The organism is Muricoccus roseus (assembly GCF_900141905.1).
In the GTDB taxonomy this organism is placed as follows: Bacteria; Pseudomonadota; Alphaproteobacteria; order Acetobacterales; family Acetobacteraceae; genus Roseomonas; species Roseomonas rosea.
Genome location: NZ_FQZF01000020.1, coordinates 55730 through 74823, shown reverse-complemented (window position 1 = coordinate 74823; position 19094 = coordinate 55730). Strand labels below are relative to the sequence as shown.

The 19094-nt window shown below is 71.6% G+C and carries 16 protein-coding genes; 9 read left to right on the top strand and 7 right to left on the bottom strand.

What is annotated here, in order from left to right; all coding sequences use genetic code 11:
- Positions 1 to 5 precede the first annotated feature (5 nt).
- Both BUB97_RS16760 and BUB97_RS16755 read right to left on the bottom strand, forming a co-directional pair.
- A complete protein-coding gene (locus BUB97_RS16760) occupies positions 6 to 1283 on the bottom strand; it encodes a flavin monoamine oxidase family protein (RefSeq protein ID WP_073136791.1) in 1278 nt (425 codons plus the stop codon).
- Positions 1284 to 1651: 368 nt separating this feature from the next.
- Complete coding sequence (locus BUB97_RS16755) at positions 1652 to 2650, bottom strand: Bug family tripartite tricarboxylate transporter substrate binding protein (protein ID WP_217659693.1); 999 nt, start codon at positions 2648 to 2650, stop codon at positions 1652 to 1654.
- A 177-nt stretch (positions 2651 to 2827) separates the two neighbouring features.
- Between BUB97_RS16755 and BUB97_RS16750 the strand changes: the two genes are divergently transcribed.
- Positions 2828 to 3847 (top strand): amino acid ABC transporter substrate-binding protein, encoded by a 1020-nt coding sequence (locus tag BUB97_RS16750; protein ID WP_073136789.1) that lies wholly within the window; start codon positions 2828 to 2830, stop codon positions 3845 to 3847.
- Between the two features lie 9 nt (positions 3848 to 3856).
- A complete protein-coding gene (locus tag BUB97_RS16745; protein WP_338141787.1) occupies positions 3857 to 4711 on the top strand; it encodes an SDR family NAD(P)-dependent oxidoreductase in 855 nt (284 codons plus the stop codon).
- Between the two features lie 18 nt (positions 4712 to 4729).
- Here the strand turns inward: BUB97_RS16745 and BUB97_RS16740 are convergent, their stop codons facing one another.
- Together BUB97_RS16740 and BUB97_RS16735 are read right to left on the bottom strand one after the other, a co-directional pair.
- The gene (locus tag BUB97_RS16740; protein ID WP_073136787.1) at positions 4730 to 6586 is read right to left on the bottom strand and encodes a M10 family metallopeptidase; all 1857 of its coding nucleotides are present in this window, start codon (positions 6584 to 6586) and stop codon (positions 4730 to 4732) included.
- Between the two features lie 99 nt (positions 6587 to 6685).
- Positions 6686 to 7687 carry a Bug family tripartite tricarboxylate transporter substrate binding protein gene (locus BUB97_RS16735; protein WP_073136785.1) on the bottom strand — a complete coding sequence of 334 codons (1002 nt, stop codon included), beginning with the start codon at positions 7685 to 7687 and terminating at the stop codon, positions 6686 to 6688.
- A gap of 154 nt (positions 7688 to 7841) precedes the next feature.
- Here BUB97_RS16735 and BUB97_RS16730 point away from each other — a divergent pair, with 154 nt between their 5' ends.
- Both BUB97_RS16730 and BUB97_RS16725 read left to right on the top strand, forming a co-directional pair.
- A complete protein-coding gene (locus BUB97_RS16730) occupies positions 7842 to 8396 on the top strand; it encodes a DUF1003 domain-containing protein (RefSeq protein ID WP_073136783.1) in 555 nt (184 codons plus the stop codon).
- On the top strand, positions 8393 to 8614 hold the full coding sequence (locus BUB97_RS16725; protein WP_245818333.1) for a DUF1289 domain-containing protein: 222 nt from the start codon (positions 8393 to 8395) through the stop codon (positions 8612 to 8614). Before BUB97_RS16730 ends, BUB97_RS16725 begins: the two co-directional genes overlap by 4 nt.
- A gap of 12 nt (positions 8615 to 8626) precedes the next feature.
- Here BUB97_RS16725 and BUB97_RS16720 read toward each other — a convergent pair whose 3' ends face one another.
- Positions 8627 to 9388 carry a TrmH family RNA methyltransferase gene (locus BUB97_RS16720; RefSeq protein WP_073136781.1) on the bottom strand — a complete coding sequence of 254 codons (762 nt, stop codon included), beginning with the start codon at positions 9386 to 9388 and terminating at the stop codon, positions 8627 to 8629.
- Between the two features lie 137 nt (positions 9389 to 9525).
- Between BUB97_RS16720 and BUB97_RS16715 the strand changes: the two genes are divergently transcribed.
- From BUB97_RS16715 to BUB97_RS16705, 3 genes are all read left to right on the top strand, one after another.
- Positions 9526 to 10389, top strand: a complete 864-nt coding sequence (locus BUB97_RS16715; RefSeq protein ID WP_073136779.1) for a branched-chain amino acid aminotransferase — start codon at positions 9526 to 9528, stop codon at positions 10387 to 10389.
- A 105-nt stretch (positions 10390 to 10494) separates the two neighbouring features.
- Complete coding sequence (locus BUB97_RS16710) at positions 10495 to 11274, top strand: SPFH domain-containing protein (RefSeq protein WP_073136777.1); 780 nt, start codon at positions 10495 to 10497, stop codon at positions 11272 to 11274.
- A 120-nt stretch (positions 11275 to 11394) separates the two neighbouring features.
- Positions 11395 to 13524 (top strand): M10 family metallopeptidase, encoded by a 2130-nt coding sequence (locus BUB97_RS16705; RefSeq protein WP_086062271.1) that lies wholly within the window; start codon positions 11395 to 11397, stop codon positions 13522 to 13524.
- Between the two features lie 23 nt (positions 13525 to 13547).
- Here the strand turns inward: BUB97_RS16705 and BUB97_RS16700 are convergent, their stop codons facing one another.
- On the bottom strand, positions 13548 to 14504 hold the full coding sequence (locus BUB97_RS16700; protein WP_073136776.1) for a PfkB family carbohydrate kinase: 957 nt from the start codon (positions 14502 to 14504) through the stop codon (positions 13548 to 13550).
- On the opposite strand from BUB97_RS16700, the gene BUB97_RS16695 reads away from it, so the two are divergent.
- Entirely contained in the window at positions 14503 to 15243 is a 741-nt protein-coding gene (locus BUB97_RS16695) for a pseudouridine synthase family protein (protein ID WP_086062269.1), read from the top strand. The two genes, BUB97_RS16700 and BUB97_RS16695, sit on opposite strands and share 2 nt — an antisense overlap.
- Positions 15244 to 15358: 115 nt before the next feature.
- The gene (locus BUB97_RS16690) at positions 15359 to 17056 is read left to right on the top strand and encodes a sensor histidine kinase (RefSeq protein WP_139281370.1); all 1698 of its coding nucleotides are present in this window, start codon (positions 15359 to 15361) and stop codon (positions 17054 to 17056) included.
- 32 nt (positions 17057 to 17088) lie between these two features.
- Here BUB97_RS16690 and pbpC read toward each other — a convergent pair whose 3' ends face one another.
- Positions 17089 to 19089 carry a penicillin-binding protein 1C gene (gene pbpC / locus BUB97_RS16685; RefSeq protein ID WP_073136770.1) on the bottom strand — a complete coding sequence of 667 codons (2001 nt, stop codon included), beginning with the start codon at positions 19087 to 19089 and terminating at the stop codon, positions 17089 to 17091.
- Positions 19090 to 19094: the final 5 nt, after the last annotated feature.

The following is a 19094-nucleotide window of genomic DNA, read 5'->3' as shown; positions in this document are numbered from 1 at the left end:
CGCGCTCAAGCGGGAACGCCCCGCGGCCGGAGGGCGGCAGCGGCATGCCGGGCGGCCTGCGCGCCGCTTAGCCAAGCGCCGGCCAGGGTGCCGGCGAGGCTCGCATGGCAGGCCTCGCCCGCCAACATCAGCCGTCCGCCGCCGATGGGCGCGGAAAGCGCCTCGCGCGCGCCGCCGCGCCCCGGGCGAAGGGCGGCATAGGCGCCACGGGCCCAGGGATCGCGGCCCCAGTCCCAGGTCACGGCTGCATCCCGGCGCAGGGCCCGCATGGCCCTCGCGCCGAGGATCCGCCGCAGTTCCGAGAAGGCGAGGTCCACCAGCACCCCCTCCCCCGCACGCGAAGCCTCCCAGGCCAGGGCGCCGCCCGCGAAGCCCTCCAGGTGGTTGCGACCGAAGGGCCATGCGACGAAGGTCATGGCCCGCTCGCCCTCCTCCACCCGGCGCTCCAGCCCGCCGAAGGGGGGCAGGTCCAGGCGGTCCTCGCCGGCAGCAGGCAGCCCGACCTTGCTCAGCAATCCCATGGGCAGGTCATGGGCAGCCGCCAGGACCTGTTCCGGCAGCGCCGGGTCGAAGCGGATGGCCTCGGCGGCGAGGAGCCCGGTCGAGACGGTCACCACCGCCGCCCCGGCCTCCAGCGTGCCGAAGCGCCCCTCGGCCCGCACCCGCCTTCCGCTCCATGAAATCCGCTCCACCGGTGCCTCCAACGTCACCGGCAGCCCATGCGCCAGCACCCCGAGCAGATGGCCACACCCCTCGCGGGGCAAAAGGTTCGTGCCGTTCAACAAGGTGGCGAGATAATCCGCGAGGTCGATTTCGCCCGCCTCGGCGGCGGAGATCACGGGCGCCTCCCAATGGGTCAGGGTGGCATCCCAGAAGCCGCCACGCGGGGCAGCCTCGGCCAGGCTGAGGCCGGGGCGCCGCGCCGCCAACCGCACGGCGGCATGCCAGGCGCGCTCGGCGGCCTCGTATTCCCGCATCTCGCGCGGGCCGGCCCAGCGATCCCCCATCCAGACGCGGGAATCCCGGACGGAATCATGGTCGAACAGGGAAAGGCCGGCGGCCTCGGCCAAGGGCACCAAGGGGTTGGACTGGGCGGCGTGAAGCCAGGTCGCGCCGAAATCCATCGGTGCCCCGAGGGCATGGCCGGTCAACGCCCGGCCGCCCACGCGCCCACGCGCCTCCAGCACGCGCACGGACAGGCCGAGCGACCAAGCCTCGCGCGCCGCGGCGATCCCCGCCGCGCCCGCGCCCACCACCAGCAGATCGCAATCCCCCGACACCATCCCGACCCAAGCGGCCCAATCCGGTGAGGGTTTCCCCCGGCAGGCCCCGTGCGTCCAGGGTGGCTGCTGCTGCGGGGTTTCGTTCTGGGATGTTGGTCTGTCCCTGGGGAGAGGAAGAAGGAATTCTTCCTCTCCCCGGACCCCTCACCTTCTTCTCTTTCTTCGAGTTTGGATTCGCGGGGCTGGCGGTGCGCCTCGGGTCCGTGACCCGAGGCGGCTGCAAAGGCAGGAATAGCGCCCCCAACCCAAGACCCCGCCGACCAACGGTATCCACGGCAGTCCGATGGGGTTCCAAGGGCCTCAGGCCCTTGGCGGGTGGAGGGCGGTGCCCTCCCAGCCGACGGCTGGAGCCCCGCCGCCGGGCGACATCAGTCGAGCTTCACCCCCGAGAGTTCCACGAGCCGTTTCCAGACCGGCGTTTCGCGCGCCACCTGGGCGGTGAGGGCCGCGGGGCTTTCGCTCAGCACCACGTCGTAGCCCAGGGGCTTGAGCCGGGCGACGAAGGCCGGGTCCGCCGCCACCTGGCGGATGGCCACGATCAGCCGCTGCGCCACGGGTTCGGGCGTGCCCGAGGGCACCATCAGGGCGTTCCAGGCCACGATGTCGAGGTCGCCCAGGCCAAGATCGGCGAAGTCGCCCATGCCGGGCACATCCGGGGCGAAGTCCATCCGCGCCTTGGAGGACAGGGCGAGCGCCTTGAACTTGCCCGCCTGCACATGGGGCATGAGGGCGGGCGTCACGTCGAACATCATGTCGATCGTGCCCGCCAGGAGGTCGGTGATGGCCGGTCCGCCGCCGCGATAGGGCACGTGCAGGATGCGGGCGCCCGCCATGGAGTTCACCGCCTCGATGCAGAGATGCGAGGAGGTGCCGGGGCCGGAGGAGCCCATCTTCACCTGCTCCGGGTTCGCCTTGGAATAGGCGACCAGCGCCCGGAAATCCGTCCAGCCCCGCCGCGCCGCCACCTCGGCATTCACCACGCAGACCAGCGCGCCCGACGTGATCTGCGTGAGCGGCTGCAGGTCCTTCGCCGGGTCGAAGGGCAGGCGGCTGTAGAGGGTGGGATAGGCGGTGAGGGTGGCGCCGCCGATGACGCCGATCACGGTGCCATCCTTGGGCCCCTTGGCCACGGCATCGGTGCCGAGGATGCCGCCGGCGCCGCCGCGGTTCTCCACCACCACGTCCTGACCGAGGGCCGGACCCAGCCGTTCCGCCACCAGCCGGCCCAGCAGGTCGATGGCGCCGCCCGGCGGGAAGGGCACGACCACCCGCACCGCCCGCCCGCCCGCCACGGGCTGCGCCGTGGCCGGAAGCGTGCCGAGCATGGGCAGGAGGGGGGCCGCCAGAAGGGATCGGCGTCGCAGCATCGGGCTCTCCATCGCTATTCCGGTCGCGCCGCGCAGCATGCGCGTGTGTGCGGCGCGGCCGCCATGCGATTCCCGGGCCATGCCGCCGGGAATTCCGGCCCGCACCCGCGCCCCGGGGCGGAACCGTCCCCGCCGCGTTGCGTTGCCGGGGAAAGGCCGCAGCAACGGAGCGCCGCCATGTCCCCTCGCCGGATCCTTCTGGCCGCCGCCCTTTGCCTCGGCGCCGCCGGCCCTGCCCTGGCGCAGCCCGGGCCGGACACGCTGGCCGCCGTGCGCGCCCGCGGCACGCTCGCCTGCGCGGTTTCGACCGGCGTTGCCGGGCTTTCCCTCGCCGACAGCCAGGGGCGCTGGACCGGGCTGGACGCCGATTTCTGCCGGGCCGTCGCCGCCGCCGTGCTGGGCGACCCGGAGAAGGTGCGCTTCGTCCCCACCACGCCGCAGACGCGCTTCACGGCCCTGCAATCGGGCGAGGTGGATATCCTTTCCCGCAACACCACATGGAGCGCGGCGCGCGACATCGGTATCGGCCTCACCTTCGCCGGCGTGCTGCTGCATGACGGCCAGGGCTTCATCGTGAAGCGGGAGGCGAATGTCGGCAGCCTCAGGGAGCTGGATGGCGCGACCATCTGCATCCAGCCCGGCAGCACCACGGAGCTGAACCTCGCGGACTGGGCGCGCGCGAACAACCTGCGCTTCACCCCCGTGCTGATCGAGAACTTCCAGGAGGTGCAGCAGGCCTTCTTTTCCGGCCGCTGCGACAGCTACACCACCGACCTCTCCGGCCTCACCTCCATCCGCGCCGGCCAGGGCCCGCGCGCGAATGACTACGTGATCCTGCCCGACGTCATCTCGCGCGAGCCGCTGGGCCCGATGGTGCGCAAGGGCGACTGGCGCTGGTTCGACATTGTGAAGTGGACGCTGAACGCCCTCGTCGCGGCGGAGGAGCAGGGCGTGACCGGGGCGAATGCGGAGGCGAAGCGCCAGGACCCCAATCCGGAGACGCAGCGCCTGCTCGGAACGTCGGGCGAATTCGGTCAGCAGCTGGGGCTGGAGCGGGACTGGGCGTTGCGGGCCATCCGCGCGGTCGGGAATTACGGGGAGATGTGGGAGCGCAACCAGGCGCCGCTGGGCGTGCAGCGCGGGCAGAACCGCCTGGCGCGCGACGGCGGGCTGATCTGGTCGCCTCCCTTTCGCTGAGGATCGGCGTTGAAGCTGGCGCCGAGGGTCGGCGACGAGGGTTGCGGCGCCGCCCGCTTCCGCCATGATCCGCGCCCTACGGAATGGGCGGGACAGGTCATGGAACTCAAGGGCAAGCGCGCGGTGGTGATGGGCGGAAGCCGTGGCATCGGCCGCTCCATCGCGCTCACCTTTGCGAAGGCCGGCGCCTCCGTCGGCATCTGCGCGCGCGGCGCGCGGACGCTGGAGGAAACCCGGGCGGAGGTCGCGGCCCTGGGCGTGCCCAGCTTCGCCGCGCCCTGCGACCTGGCCGATGCGGATTCGATCGCGCGCTTCATCCCCGCGGCGGCGCAGGCGCTGGGCGGGATCGACATCCTGGTGAACAACGCCTCCGCCTTCGGACGGGCCGATGACGAGGAGAGCTGGGCGGCCTCCCTGGCTGTGGACGTGATGGCGGTGGTGCGCGCGAGCCGCGCCGCCGAGCCCTATCTCGCCGAGGCGGGCCAGCGCTCCCCGTTGGAAGCGGCCATCGTCAACATCGTCTCGATCTCCGCCCTGCGCGCCACCAAGCGGAACCCGCCCTATGCGGCGGTGAAGGCGGCCGTGACGCAGTACACGACGAGTCAGGCCCGCATCCTCGCGGCCAAGGGCGTCCGCGCGAATTGCGTGGCGCCCGGCTCGATCGAATTCCCCGGCGGCACCTGGGAACGGCGGCGGGAGGACGATCCGGCGCTCTACCAGGGCACCCTCGCCCAGATCCCCTTCGGCCGCATGGGTCGGCCGGAGGAGGTGGCGGAAGCCGTGCTCTTCCTCGCCTCGCCGCGGGCCAGCTGGATCACGGGGCAGAGCCTGGTGGTGGATGGCGGGCAGCTTCTCGGCCCGTAAGCCGCGCGGCGGGCGGCCCTAGAGCAGGAAGTCGCCCGCCTCCAGGTCCAGGTGCCCCTTCAGCAGGATCTGCAGGTCGGCCCGCCCGTCGCCGTTCACGTCGCCCTCGACCACGGTGTTCGACCCGGCCTTGATCTGGTGCAGCTGCCCGGCCTGCTTGGTGAAGCTGTCCTTGTCCAGGAAGGTGAAGGCCGCGTCCACCGCCGCGCCGGCCACCGCCTGGATGGCCGAGAGATTGATTAGGTCCACGCCTGAGACGAAATCGCTGATGTAGTCGCGCAACATGCTCGCCGGGCTCTCGGCGAGGCTCGAGAAGCGGAAGACATCCGCCCCCTCCCCACCCATCAGCGTATCCTGGCCCAGAGCGCCGGAGAGGGTGTCGGCCCCGTCGCCGCCGACGATGCGGTTGGCAATGTCGTTGCCGGCCAGGACGAGACCGGTCGCGCCCGCATTGGCGCGGAGGATCTCGATCTCCTGCCCCGCCGCCAGGGTGTAGCTGGCACTCGCGAACACCGTGTCGCTCCCCTGCCCCACCAGCTCCACCACCCGGTCTTCCGCGCTGTTCACGTAGAGGCTGTCATTCCCCAGCCCCCCAATCAGCAGGTCGGCGCCCGCGCCGCTGACGAGCCAGTTGCCCAGCTCGTTGCCCGTGAGGGTCAGCCCCGCCTCGCCCGCGTTGGCGCGGATGACCTCCACCGCCTGTCCCGCCTCCAGCGTCCAGTCGACGCCCGTCCAGACGACGTCGCCGCCTTCCCCAGCAGCCTCGCGCACGCGGTCGCCCACGGAATCGACGTGGTAGGTATCGCTGCCCTCGCCGCCGACCATCAGGTCGATCCCGCTGCCCCCGCGCAGCACGTCGTCGCCCAGCCCGCCGCGCAGCGTGTCGTCGCCCGCCCCGCCGGTGAGCGCGTTCGCCCCCGCATTGCCCGTGATCTCGTCGTTGCCGGAGCCGCCGATCGCGTTCTCGATCAGGGAGCGGAGGTCACCCTGGTAAAGATAGGCGTTGGCGACATTGCCGATAGCTTCTCGGCCATCCTGCGTGTCGAGCACGGCATACTGCCCGCCGAAGCGGCTCCAGCCACCGGGGTCCAGGCTGATGACGAGGTCCGTGCCATAGGCTGAGAGGTCGTAGGTGTCCTCGCCGCCGCCGTCCCAAATGGTCTGGAAGACGACGGCTTGCTCCGGGTCGAAGCGGTAGGTCGTGTCGCCGCTGTTGGTGGTCCAGTTAGCGCCATAGAGATACTGCAGCGCCGCGATGTCGTTCAGCATCGGCCCGGACGGATAGCTGCCGGACTGCACCGTGTAGCCGCCGAAATCCTGGCCCGCATAGCTGCGGTAGCTCATGATCGAATACTCGATCGAATCCTGCGCCGCGGGGATGGGGGGAAAGCCGTTCACCTCATCATGCGGGTGCTTGAGCCCGAGCGCATGGCCCAGCTCGTGCAGGATGGTGAAGTAGGAGTAGGACCCGAGCGTCCACTGATCGACGAAACCAGGGACCACATAGGCGCCGAGCTGCACGTCACCCGCCTCGGGATTGGCGGAGGGAAATTCGACGGTGCGGGCCGTGTAATTATCCGGCGCCTCGTACCAGTAGAGCCGGAGGTCGCCGCCACTGGGCGTGATCGCCTCGCTGAAGGTGATGTTCGCCACGGCGCCGAAGGCCACGAGCATCCCCCGCACCGTGTCCTGCTGCCCGGAGGACAGCGCGGCGACATAGGACGGGTCCACCGCATTCGGGGCCGAATAATCGGAAAGGTCGGCGGCGCTGCCCGGAAAGCTGTAGGTGAGGCTGTGTCCCGCCCAGGCGGTCCCGGCGAGAAGGCCGTCGATCGCGGGGGTTCCGCTGGCACTCGGAGAGGTTGTCGCAGGCATGGGTCCGGGGGTTCCTCCATGCGAAGGCTAGCACCCGAATCCTGCCATTTCCAAAACGAGGCCCCGGGGGGAGGTCGCCCCCCGGGGCCGGCGCGGCGCTCAGTCCAGCGTCGCGCCCGATTCCTCGACCAGCCGCTTCCACAGCACGTCCTGCTGCTGCAGGTACTGGCCATAGGCCGCCGGCGTCTCGTCCCAGATCGGCGTGAAGCCCAGCGGCTCCATGCGGGTCTTGAAGTCGTCGCTCTTCGCCACCTGCACCAGCGCGGCATGCAGCCTGTCGATGACCGGCTGCGGGGTGCCGGCGGGCACGTTCACCGCGTACCAGCTCTGCATGTCGATGCCGGAATTGGGCAGCAGCTCCTTCATGCCCGGCACGTCGCGCAGCTCGGGCACATAGGTGATGCGCTCGGCGCTGCCGACCGCGAGGGCCCGGAACCGCCCCTCGCGCACATGCGGCATCAGCGCCGGGATCACGTCGAACATCAGGTCGATATTGCCAGCCACGAGGTCCGAGATGGCGGGGCCGCCGCCGCGATAGGGAACATGGGTGATGTCCATGCCCGCCGCGCGGTTCACCGAGGACATGGTGAGATGGCTGACCGTGCCGGTGCCGGAGGAGCCCATGGTGATCTTGCCCGGATCCTTCTTCGCCGCGGCCACGAGGTCCGCGAAGGTCCGCCAGGGGCGCTGGGCGTTCACCACCAGCAGCACCGTGCCGGTCGTCACGCGCGTCACGGGCGCCAAGTCCTTCAGCGGGTCCAGCGGCATGGAGCGGCGGAAGAGATACTTGTTGGCGGTCAGGATGGAGACCGAGCCGAGCAGGACCGTGTACCCGTCCTTCTCCGCCTTCGCGACCGCATCGGCCCCGATATTGCCGCCCGCGCCGCCGCGATTTTCCACCACCACGTTCTGGCCGATGATGGGCTGCAGCTTCTCGGCCAGCAGCCGCCCGGTCAGGTCCACCGCGCCGCCAGGGGCGAAGGGCACCACCACCCGGATCGGCCGGTTGGGATAGGGCGCCTGTGCCCGGGCCGGGGTGGTCAGGGGCGCCAGGGCAAGCGCCGGGGCGGCACCCAGCAGGGCGCGGCGAGTTGGGGTCATGGGAATCTCTCCGGATCCGTTAGGCCGGCGTCATGTCGTCCGCCTGGGCCGCCGGGGCAAGCCCATTTCGCCAGGCAGGTCATGGCAACCGGCGCCGCGGCCCGGCCTTAGGCAACCTGCCGGCCTCTCTTGGTCGGCCCGAGGACGCCCGCCCATGCCGCCGAACACCCCGACTGTCCCCCCGCCAAAGCCGGACAGCCTGAACTCCTCGCTGACCCGCAACATCCGGGCGCTGGAGGACCGCCGTAAGCAGGAGGCGGCCGTGGCGACGCGGGAGGAGCGGATCGCCGAGGCCATCACCGGCTTCACCGGCAGCATGCGCTTCGTCTACCTCCACCTGGCCCTCTATGGCGGCTGGATCCTCGCGAATCTCGGCCTCATCCCGGGCGTGCCGCGCTGGGATCCGTCCTTCGTGGTGCTCGCCATGGTGGCCTCGGTGGAGGCCATCTTCCTCTCCACCTTCGTGCTGATCAGCCAGAACCGGATGGCCGCCGCCGCCGACAAGCGCGCCGACCTCGACCTGCAGATCAGCCTGCTGACCGAGCATGAACTGACCAAGCTCTCCGAGCTGGTCGTCGCGATCGCCGAGAAGATGGAGATCCGCGCAGCCGCCGATCCCGAGTTGCAGGAAGTGCAGAAGGACGTGGCGCCAGAAGCTGTGCTGGATGAAATAGAGGCGCAGCAGGGTGAAGGCGCGCTGGCCCGGTGAGCAAGCAGGATGGCCGCCCCTGCATGGGGATCTGCCGCTATGACGACGACACCGGCTGGTGCCTGGCCTGCGGCATGACCAGGCCCGAGAAGAAGGCCTGGAAGCGCATGCCCGCCTATCGCGCCGCCATCCTGCTGGCGCTTGCCGCGCGGCTGGACGCCCTGGCGGCGGAGGGGCACCCCACCGGCACCGCGGCCGGGAAGCGCAAGAAGGACTGAGCGCGCCCGCCCTCAGCGCCTTGCCGAGAGGGCGTGGATCAGCACGGCGGCGGCCACGGAGACGTTGAGGCTTTCCACCCGGCCCGACCCGGGCAGCGTCACCCGCGCATCACAGGCGGCGGCAGTCCGCTCGGAGACGCCGCGCTCCTCATTGCCCAGCACCAGCGCCACGCAGGCGGCGGGAGGAAGGGCCTCCGGCGCCACACCACCCGTGGCCACGGCCGCCACCGTCATCACCCCCAGCTGGGGCAGCGCGGCGGGCAGGTCCGCCGTGGACCAGAGGCTCAGCACCTCCAGCCCGCCCTCACTGGTGCGCCAGGCGGCGTCCGACAGCCCAGCCTGGCGCGGGTCGCCGGAGAGAACCACGCCGATGCAGCCGAAGAAGGCCGCGGAGCGAGCGATGGCGCCGAGGTTGTGCGGGTTCGAAACGCCGTCGAGCACCGGCAGGACGGGCGCCGTCCGCAAGGCCGGGGGCAGCGGGAGGGCAAGGGGAGGCACCCGCCGCCGGGCCGTGACGGCCACGATGCCGCCGTGATGGACCGTGCCGGCCACCCGGGCCAGCTCCTCCTCCCCCACCTCCCGGTAAGGCTTCCGCGCCTCCGCCAGCACCGCGCAGAAGGGATTGGCCTCCCGCCTTCGGGAGGGAAGGTGGAAGAGCCGGAGGACATCCCTCGGGCGGCGGGCGAAGACGGCCGAAACGGCCGCCAGACCGCAGATGCGGTCGGGTTCCGGCGGGCGGGGCGGCCGGGGGCCGGCGGGGGGCGCGCGTTCCATGCGGCGCTTCAACGCCGCCGCGGGACGGGGGTCAACCGCTCCTTGCCATTCCTGACCCATCACCCGACCGGACCCTTCCCCTGCCGGGCCCGGCCATGGCAGGTTCCGCCCCTTTCGCGGCACGGAGGAGTGACGTCATGGCCGGCGTGTTCTGGCATCAGGGCAAGTGGTCCACCGAGGAGCCGAAGGTGCTCGGCCCGATGGACCACGCCTTCTGGCTCGGCTCGGTGATCTTCGACGGCGCGCGCGGCATCCGTGGCACCGTGCCGGACCTGGACCTCCATTGCCGGCGCTGCGTCCAGTCCGCCCGCAACATGCTCATGGAGCCCACCATGACGGCCGAGGAGATCGAGGAGCTCTGCCGCGAGGGCGTACGGCGCATGGGGCCGGAGGCGGAGCTCTACATCCGCCCCATGTTCTTCGTCCGCCAGGGACTGGGCGCGGCGCAGCCCGATCCGGCGACGACCGAGTTCATCCTGTCCGTCTATGACTCGCCCATGCCACCGGCCAACGGCTTCTCGGCCATCACGGCGCCCTTCCGCCGCCCGGCGGCCGACATGGCGCCGACGGATTCCAAGGCGAGCGCCCTCTATCCCAACTCCGCCCGCGCCACTGCCTGGGCGAAGGAGCGCGGCTTTGACATGGCCGTGGTGCTGGACGCCGAGGGCAACGTGGCCGAATTCGCCGCCGCCAACATCATGATGGTCAAGGACGGGGTGGTGATGACGCCCAAGGCCAACGGCACCTTCCTGGCCGGCATCACCCGGGCCCGGGTGATGGACCTGCTGCGCAAGGCCGGGCGCGAGGTCCGGGAGTGCATCGTGACCACGGAGATGCTGGAGAGCGCGGACGAGATCTTCGCGACCGGCAATTTCGGCAAGGTGCAGCCCTGCACACGCTACGCCGACCACCACATGCAGCCCGGCCCGGTGGCCGCCGAGGCGCGCCGCCTCTATTTCGAATGGGCTGAAGGCAGCCGCATCCTTCCCAAGGCGGCCTGATCCGGGGGCGGGGCTCCGCCTGCCTGGTACAAGGGAACCCGATGGCCTGTCCCTTCGTTCATCCCGCGCCTCAGGGCAGGATGAACAAGGGATGGGCCTGACGACATGCCGAGGGATGACAGCCTCCCCGCCGCCGGCCGCAGCAAGCCCGAGCTGACGCGCGCGCGCGCCGCCTTGCTCGGCCTCGGCGGCCTGGCCTGCCTCCTGATCGCCTCCCTCATCTACCGGCAGGTCACCGTGCAACCGGGCACGGCGCAGAGGGTCGTCATCAGCCGGGGCGGAGAGGTCGTCCGCATCCTGGGTCCGGGCCAGTGGGGGATCATCAACCCCTGGAGCCATTCGCGGACCGTCTACGACATGGCCATCACGGCCGCGGACCGGTCGCTTCCCGACCGTGGCATGCCGGCGCTGAGCGCGGAGGGCCATCCGCTGACGGTCTTCGGCACCGCCTTCTGGCATGAGGGCGAGGAGGCCGACCTGCGCTGGCGCTTCACCCATATCCGCGCCGAAACCGAGCTGATGCAGCCGCTGATGGCCTCCGCCGTCCAGGCGGTGATGGGCCGGCTCCGGATGGACGAGATCATCCGCGACGCCACCGCGGTGCAGGCCGCGCTGACGGAGGAGTTGCGCCGCCGCGCGCGGGACCTGCTGCGCGTGCAGGTGACGGAATTCGCGCTGACCCGGATCGAGCCTGGGGAGAGCTACCGGGCCGTGGTGGCGGAGCGCGAGATTGGCCGCGCGCGCGCCGACTCCGTCGCCGCCTCCCCTGCCGTGGCGTCCAACAACCAGAACGCGGTGGATGTCGAGCTGATCCGCCGCTGGGATGGGCGCGGGGTCATCCCGGAGACGATGGAGCGCCGCGACCGGCGGCCGCCCGAGCGCTGAGAGAGGCGCGGCCGCCGGCCGGGCCTGTCACACCGCAGGGGATTCTGGCGACTTCCGGAGACGACGTATCTTGCCAAGCACCCCGGCGGGCAACAGCATGAAGGCTGTCTCGGAGAATTCATGATGCCTGACGGCGCCTCGGCTGCCCTGCCCCAATCGTTCGGGGAGGAGTTTTCGGAGGCCGGGGTGCTGAATGTCGCGCAGACGGGCAACCCCTATATCGACGGGCTCCTCTACGGAACGCGCTGGACGGGCCAGCTGAGCTTCAGCTTCCCGGATTCCACCAACGACTACGAGCCCTCGACGCGGGAGGCCTATTTCAACTTCTCCTCCGTCTCGTTCCAGCAGATGCAGGCCGCGCGGGCGATCCTGACCGGAAGCAGCGCCCAGCCCGGCGGCAACGCTTCGCTGATCGGTGCGGGTGTCGCGCAGTTCACCAACCTCACCATCACCGATGCCGGCTCCGACCGGGCCGATATCCGCATCGCCCAGTCCAGCCTCCCCTCGACCGCCTATGCCTACTATCCCGCCACGGCCACCTCGGCGGGCGATGTGTGGTTCGGCACCCTCTATGCAGGCACGGCGTATGACTACCGGAACCCCATTCTCGGCAACTATGCCTACCACACCCTGGTCCATGAACTCGGCCATGCGCTGGGCCTGAAGCATGCGCAGGAATATGGCGGCGTGGCCTACAGCCCGGTTCCGTCCGACCGCGACAGCGTCGAATTCACCGTGATGACCTATCGCAGCTATGTCGGCGCCCCGACGGACGGCTACCGCTACGGCCTGTACAGCGCGCCGCAGAGCTACATGATGTTGGACATCGCGGCACTGCAGGCCCTTTACGGTGCCGACTACTCCATGAATGGCGGCGACACGACCTACACATGGAGCCCCTCCACGGGCGAGACCTTCGTGAATGGCGTCGGGCGCGGCTCTCCCGGCAACGGCATGGGCGGCGTCGCCAATCGCGTCTTCCTCACCATTTGGGACGGCGGCGGCAACGACATCTACGACCTGTCCAATTATGCGGGGCCGGTGCAGATCGACCTGCAGCCCGGCGGCTGGTCCGTCACCTCGGATGAACAGCGCGCCGACCTTGGCGACGGCGTGCGGGCCCGGGGCACGGTGTTCAACGCCCTCCTGTCGAACAACAACCCGGCCTCGCTGATCGAGAATGCGATCGGTGGCCAGGGCGACGACGCGATCACCGGCAATGCCGCGAACAACATCCTGGTCGGCAATGCCGGCCAGGACTGGCTGAACGGCTTGGCCGGTGACGACGTGCTGCGGGGCGGCGACGGCAACGACGCGCTGATCTCCAGCGCCGGGCGGGACATCCTGGATGGCGGCAGCGGCTTCGACACCGCGATCTTCGGCGCCCGCCTCTCGGCCTACCGCCACGAATGGCGCGGCGGGGTGCTGCAGATCCTCGATGCCGACCCGCAGCACACCGAGGCGATCCTCGATGTTGAGCGGCTCTCCTTCACGGATGGCCGGGTGGACATGGCAGCCGGCCCGCTCTTTGATCCCTTCCACTACGCGGCCACCAACCGCGATGTCTACGCATCCGGCCTGACCCCCTCCGCGCATTACGACAGCAGCGGCTGGCGTGAGGGGCGCGACCCGAATGCCGTCTTCTCGACCTCCGGCTACCTCGCTGCGAACAGGGACGTCACGGCGGCGGGGCTGAACCCGCTGCAGCACTATGCCAATGACGGCTGGCGCGAGGGGCGCGACCCCTCCCTCTCCTTCGACACCAGGCTCTATCTCATCGACAATCCGGATGTCCGCGCGGCTGCCCTCAACCCGCTCGACCACTACATCCGTTTCGGCCAGGCCGAAGGCCGCACCGTCTCCGCCGCCATCGGCGAACGCATCGACCGCGGCTTCGACGCGCAATACTACCTCATGTCGAATGCCGATGTGGCGCGGTCGGGGCTCGACCCTTTCCAGCACTTCACCCAGTTCGGCTGGCGTGAAGGCCGGCTTCCCGACAGTTTCTTCGACACGGGCGCGTATCTGGCCCGGAACGCGGATGTCGCATCCGCCGGGCTCGACCCGCTGCAGCACTACATGAACTTCGGCTGGCGCGAGGGGCGCGACCCCTCGGCGCGCTTCGACACCTCACGCTACCTGGAAACGAACCAGGACGTGGCGGCGCTCGGGCTGAACCCGCTCCAGCACTATCTGCAATACGGCATCTACGAGCACCGCCAGGCCTTCGGCGACGGAATCCTGGAATAGGATCCCGTCACGGCCGGGGCGGCTCAGGCCTTGCGGCGCGCCCGCACCGAAGGCTGGTCCGTCTCGCCCGCCAGCAGCTCCTCCAGCATCGCCCGGTCGGGCGTCTTGCCGTCCCGGGCGCGCAGCGCGCCCGCGGCGGAGGCGAAGCGGAGCGCGTCCTCCAGTGCCTGCCCCTCCGCGATCGCGAGAGCATAGGCACCGTGGAACACATCCCCCGCGCCCGTGGTGTTGGTGGCGTCCACGGGGAAGGCCGGGCGTGTCGCCGCCCGTTCCATCCCCGGCGTGCGCCACAGCGTGCCCTTCTCGCCCAGGGTCACGGCGGCCAATTGCAGCGGGCCGGCCGCCAGCGCCCGGGCCAGCCCCTCCTCCGGCGGCACGTTCGGGGCGAAGATGCTCAGCCCGGTCTTGGCGAAGATGGCGTGGTCGGTCAGGGGCACGAGCTGGCGCAGCACCCGCTCCTCGCTCTTCTCCGCATCCATGGCGCTGGGCACGCCGCGCTCGCGCGCGGCACGAAAGGCGAGCTCGGCCGCTTCCGGCCAGCGAGGGTCGCAGAGCAGAGACCCGGCCTCGGCCAGGCGGTCCAGCGGCAGGCCGGAGGGATCGGTGGGCAGCTTCTCCCCCCGATAGGTCACGATGCTCCGCTCGCCGCGCTTGTCCACGATCACGGCGGAGAGCGGCGTGCGGGCGCCCTCGGCCATGAGCAGCCCCTGGGCGTCCACCCCCTCGGCTTCGAGGATGTGCTTCAGCTCCTCGCCCGCCTCGTCGCGGCCCACCCGTCCCCAGAACACCGCCGAGCCGCCCAGCCGGACGACCGCGATGGCCGCGTTGGCCGCCATGCCGCCGACGCTCAACGCATAGCCCCGGGCCGTGGTCTTGGAGGGCGGCAACTCCACCTCATCGACACGGAAGGTATGGTCGGTCACCACCTGCCCGACGCACAACACCACCGCCTTCTTCCTGCCGGACCCTTCATACGCCATGCGCGACCTCTCTCCCCTGCCCGGCTGGCTCGCCGCGCGAATCCTACACATCCGGCCTGAAGCAATGGTGATCGACAAGCCGCAGGGCCTGCCCATCGATGCGGGCCGCGGCGGCCCCCGGGGGTCCAACGCCTCACTCGCTGATTGGCTCCCGCTGCTCCAGCTTGGCAAGCGCCACCTGCCCCAGCCGGCCCACCGGCTCGACACGGACACGGCGGGCTGCCTCGTGCTCGGCCGCACCAAGCCGGCCCTGGCCGCGCTCGGGGCTCTTTTCGCCGGCCGCCTTGCGCGGAAAACCTATTGGGCCGTGGTGGCCGGGCACCCCGGGTCGGATCATGGCGTGATCGACCGCCCGCTGCGCAAGGTCAGCACGCGCGAGGCGGGCTGGCGCATGGAGGCGCATCCGGAGGGGCAGCCCGCCCGCACGGCCTGGCGGCTGCTCGGGACGGATGGGGCGCGATCCTGGTTGGAGCTGCGCCCGCAAACGGGCCGCACCCACCAGCTGCGGGTTCACTGCACGCTCCTCGGCTGCCCGATTCTGGGCGACCCGCGCTATGGCACGGCGGATCCGGGTGGGATGCACCTGCTCGCCCGGGCTATCGCCCTCCCGCTCGGCCCGGAATTCGGCGGGGCGCTTTCAGCGACGGCGCCAATTCCCGCCGCCATGGCGCCCGCCTTCCTCTCCTGCGGCGCGAAGGAGGCGGATGTTGCGTCGGCGCAGGGCGTCACGAAAGTTTGACGCCCGCCCCCTCCCCCTGCCAAACCTGACAGGTCGAGGACGGGATGCGATGCCGGAGGGGCCCCATACCGCGCAGCTTGTCTCGCCGCAGGCCAGTGGCGCGAGCGGACGCGAGATGCCAGCAGCGCCTGCCCCCAACGGCGACTCGGCCGTGATGGCAGGACTGGCGCAACCCCATCGCTGGACCTTCAGCCAGCGGTTGGCGGTGGTCTATGGCGCCGTATCCCTAGTCATCCTGCTCTGCGCCGGCGCCTTCACCTGGTGGCAGGCCTCCCTGCTCGCCGAACGGAACGAGGAACTGGCCATCGCCGAGACACGGCGCATGGCCGACCGAATCGGCAGCGCCCTGGCCCAGGCCCGACAGGGCGTCTCCGTGCTCGCCATGCGCGACCCGATGGCTCAGGGGCGCGACAGCTGTGAAAGCCTGCTCAACTCGGCCCATCTCACGATGGATGCAATCGTCCGGCACCTGTTCGTGGTGGGGGCGGATCACCGTGTGAACTGCTCCACCCTGCCCAGCGCAGCCGGCATCACATCAACCTCTAGCGTCATCAGCATCGCCGAGCTGACCGGGCGTCCGGTGACCGGCGTGCTCGGACAATCGAGGGTCGGCCTCGGTCAGGTGATTAGCGTGGCGCATCCCATGCGCCGCGAAGGGCGTCCCGACGGGGTGGTCGCCGCCGCTGTTTCGGTGGACGAGTTGCGCAACCTCACCGCGCCGCATCTCCCCGATATCGCCGGGCTGCGCGTCTGGCTCTTCGACTCCGGGGAGGCGAGCGCCAGTCTCGTCGGGGATGACGAACCGATGCCGGCGCCCCCGGCCGCGCTGCACGCCTCCTTCATCTCGCCCGAACGGCCGGACACGGGAACCGCGACAGAAAAGGGCACGGTCTTTATCCAGGCGCGCGCGACCGACGACCTGACGCTCATCGCCACCATCCCGGAGCAGGCCTTGCGGGCCGGCGCGCCGCTCGAAGTGGCGTTGCCGCCGCTGCTGCTCGCGCTCGTTCTGCTGGGCGGCATGGGCGCGCTCTTCTGGTCCGTGCAGCGCTTCGTCGTCGTGCCGCTGGAAGCAGCGACCCGGCGGCTCGAGGCGCCGGACGGCGCCCTGCCCGCGGGCGACGCGGAGGACGCCGCCTCGGATGTGGCCGACCTCATCCGCCGCCTCGGCGCCACCCGCGCGACGCGTGACGAGGCGATCCGGCTACGCGACATGCTGCTGCGGGAGGCGCATCACCGTATCAAGAACCACCTCGCCCTCGTCGCCTCCTTCCTCCGGCTGCAGGAACGGCAGCTCTCCGACCATGCGGCGCTGCAGGCGCTGCGGGCCGCGCAGGGCCGCATGATGGCGATCGCCATGACCTATGAGCTGCTGCATGACGGACCCGGCAGTCTAGTCGCGTTGGACCAGATGCTGGAGCGCTTCGCCCGTGCCCTGGCCGCGCGCGACATGGCGGAGGGCAATGCCGCCCAGGTGCAAGCCGATCTGGAGCCGCTCGAGGTGCCGGCCGACATCGCGGTGAAGATCGCGCTGGTGGTGAACGAGCTGGCGACCAACGCGCTGAAATACGCCTTCATCGGCCGGGCCCCCGGCACGGTGCGGATCATCCTGCGTCGGAAGGGTGCGGGTGGCTTCACCCTTCAGGTGGCCGATGACGGGGCGGGCATGCCGGCCGAACCCCGCCGTGGCCTCGGCATGACCGTGGTGGACAGCCTGGTCCGCGGGATCGACGCCCGGATCGAACGTCAGCCCGGGCCGGGCACCAGCTTCCTTATCACCTGGCAGCCACGGCCGGAGCCGCCGCGGCGGTAGCGGCCGCTGCCCCGGCAGGGTGGCAGTGGCGCCTATTCCGCCGGCCGCACCCGTACCGGCGCGGAAGCTGCCACCCCCGCCGCGTCGAGCACCGTCACGCGGTAGAAGCCCGGGCCGGCCGGCACCCAGCCCGCCTCCCGCCTCGGCCCGCCGGAGGCCAGCGGCACGCCGTCCACGAGGAAGGTGAAGGGCCGGCGCCCGCCGGCCGCGCGGATGGTCACCGCCCCCGGCTCGATCACCGCCCCGGCCGGGGGGAAGAGCAGCCGCAGCGCGTCCACCGGGCCAGAGGCGGCTTGTCTCGGCGCCGTGCCGGCGGGAAGGGGCCGGGGCGCGGCGGGCAGGGTGCCGAAGACGCGCGCCAGCAGCGGCAGGGCAAGGCTCCGCCCGGTCGCGCCCGGAATGGCCGTGCCATCCGGCCGGCCGACCCAGACCCCCGCCACATGCCTCGCATCGAAGCCTACGGACCAGGCGTCACGCCCGCCCCAGGAAGTGCCGGTCTTCCAGGCCACGCCCTCCGGCCCGCCTTCCGGGAAAGGCTGGGTGAGGATGGCGGCGACGGCCTCCGCCGCCTGGGGCCGCACCACCATCTCGCCCTCGCCGGGCGGCCCGGGCAGGGCGCGCAGCGGGCCGGCGCGCCCGCCATCGCCCGTGGCCGCGGTGACGCCGACCAGCTCCCGCAAGGTGATGCCGGCCCCGCCCAGCGCGAGCGGCAGGGCGGCGGCGGCGCCGGGGGGCAGGCGCGGCGGCGCGCCGAGACGCTTGAGGGCGGAGGCGAAGCGGATCGGCCCCAGCGCCTCCATCAGCGCCACCGCCGGCAGGTTCAGCGACTGGCGCAGCGCCGAGGCGGCGGTGACATGGCCGGAGAAGCCGCGGGCGTAGTTCTCGGGCGCCCAGTCGCCGAAGCGGCGGGGAAGGTCCTCCATCACGCTGCCCGGCGCGGCCAGGCCGCGATCGAAGGCCATGGCGTAGAGCAGCGGCTTCAGTGCCGATCCGGGGGAGCGGATGGCGCGGGTGAGGTCCAGCGCGCCCGCGCGGCCCTCGGCCAGCCATTCGCCGCCCACCACCGCCCGCATCTCGCGGCTGCCCATGTCGGCCACAACGATCGCGATGGAGGCGCGGTCCGGCAGGCCCCGAAGGGCGTCCCGCGCCAGGCCCTCCATGCCCCGCTGCAGCCCGGCATCGAGCGTGGTGCGGAGCGGGGCGGCGCCGGCCCGCCGCGCCAGCTCCCGCGAGAGATGCGGCGCGAGGCCGGGCATGGGATGCCGCGCGGAGGGCGCGGGCTCGGCCAGCGCGGCCAGCCGCTCGGGCTCCGGCAGGGCGGGGGCGCCCCGGCGGCGCAGAACCGCATCCCGCGCCGCCAGGGCCGCCAGGACGTGCCGATCCGGCCGCAATGCCTCGGGGCGGCGGGGAATGGCGACGAGCAGCGCGGCCTCGGCCACGCCGATCCTCTCCACCGGCCGCCCGAACCAGGCCAGCGCCCCGGCGCGCACCCCCTCCAGATTGCCGCCCATCGGGGCGAGGGTGAGCCAGACCCGCAGCACCCCCTGCTTGCCCAGGCGCCATTCGAGCTGCGCGGCCCGGAACGCCTCGATGGCCTTGCTGCGGAGCGTGCGGGGCCGCGGCTCCAGGAGGCGGGCGGCCTGCATGGACAGGGTGGAGCCACCCGACACGACCCGGCCCGCCCGTGCCCATTGGAAGGCCGCCCGGCCAAGGGCCAGCGGGTCCAGCCCGGGATGCCGGCGGAAGCGCCGGTCCTCGGCCGCGACCAGCAGATCGACCAGATGGGTGGGAACCTCCTCCGGCCCCACCGGCAGGCGCCAGACGCCGCCCGGCGCCGGCAGGGCCGACAGCACCCGCCCCTCACGGTCCAGCACCACCTGCCCCACCGTTTCCAGCCGCGAGAGATCGGGGGGGCAAAGCCGGTCGAGCGCGAGGAAGGCGGCGCAGGGGAGGACGAGAACGGCGAGCAGCCCGAGCCCGGCCCGGAGCAGCCATCGCCGCCGAACGCCCCTGCCCTGCCCTCCGTGCCGCATCCCGC

What these genes read in the sequence shown, in the direction of transcription:
- BUB97_RS16715 (WP_073136779.1), top strand. Translation starts at nt 9,526, where the DNA reads ATGGCCGGCGTGTTCTGGCATCAGGGCAAGTGGTCCACCGAGGAGCCG.
- pbpC (WP_073136770.1), bottom strand. Translation starts at nt 19,089, where the DNA reads ATGCGGCACGGAGGGCAGGGCAGGGGCGTTCGGCGGCGATGGCTGCTC.
- BUB97_RS16705 (WP_086062271.1), top strand. Translation starts at nt 11,395, where the DNA reads ATGATGCCTGACGGCGCCTCGGCTGCCCTGCCCCAATCGTTCGGGGAG.
- BUB97_RS16740 (WP_073136787.1), bottom strand. Translation starts at nt 6,586, where the DNA reads ATGCCTGCGACAACCTCTCCGAGTGCCAGCGGAACCCCCGCGATCGAC.
- BUB97_RS16750 (WP_073136789.1), top strand. Translation starts at nt 2,828, where the DNA reads ATGTCCCCTCGCCGGATCCTTCTGGCCGCCGCCCTTTGCCTCGGCGCC.
- BUB97_RS16730 (WP_073136783.1), top strand. Translation starts at nt 7,842, where the DNA reads ATGCCGCCGAACACCCCGACTGTCCCCCCGCCAAAGCCGGACAGCCTG.
- BUB97_RS16690 (WP_139281370.1), top strand. Translation starts at nt 15,359, where the DNA reads ATGCCAGCAGCGCCTGCCCCCAACGGCGACTCGGCCGTGATGGCAGGA.
- BUB97_RS16700 (WP_073136776.1), bottom strand. Translation starts at nt 14,504, where the DNA reads ATGGCGTATGAAGGGTCCGGCAGGAAGAAGGCGGTGGTGTTGTGCGTC.
- BUB97_RS16735 (WP_073136785.1), bottom strand. Translation starts at nt 7,687, where the DNA reads ATGACCCCAACTCGCCGCGCCCTGCTGGGTGCCGCCCCGGCGCTTGCC.
- BUB97_RS16720 (WP_073136781.1), bottom strand. Translation starts at nt 9,388, where the DNA reads ATGGAACGCGCGCCCCCCGCCGGCCCCCGGCCGCCCCGCCCGCCGGAA.
- BUB97_RS16695 (WP_086062269.1), top strand. Translation starts at nt 14,503, where the DNA reads ATGCGCGACCTCTCTCCCCTGCCCGGCTGGCTCGCCGCGCGAATCCTA.
- BUB97_RS16760 (WP_073136791.1), bottom strand. Translation starts at nt 1,283, where the DNA reads ATGGTGTCGGGGGATTGCGATCTGCTGGTGGTGGGCGCGGGCGCGGCG.
- BUB97_RS16710 (WP_073136777.1), top strand. Translation starts at nt 10,495, where the DNA reads ATGCCGAGGGATGACAGCCTCCCCGCCGCCGGCCGCAGCAAGCCCGAG.
- BUB97_RS16755 (WP_217659693.1), bottom strand. Translation starts at nt 2,650, where the DNA reads ATGCTGCGACGCCGATCCCTTCTGGCGGCCCCCCTCCTGCCCATGCTC.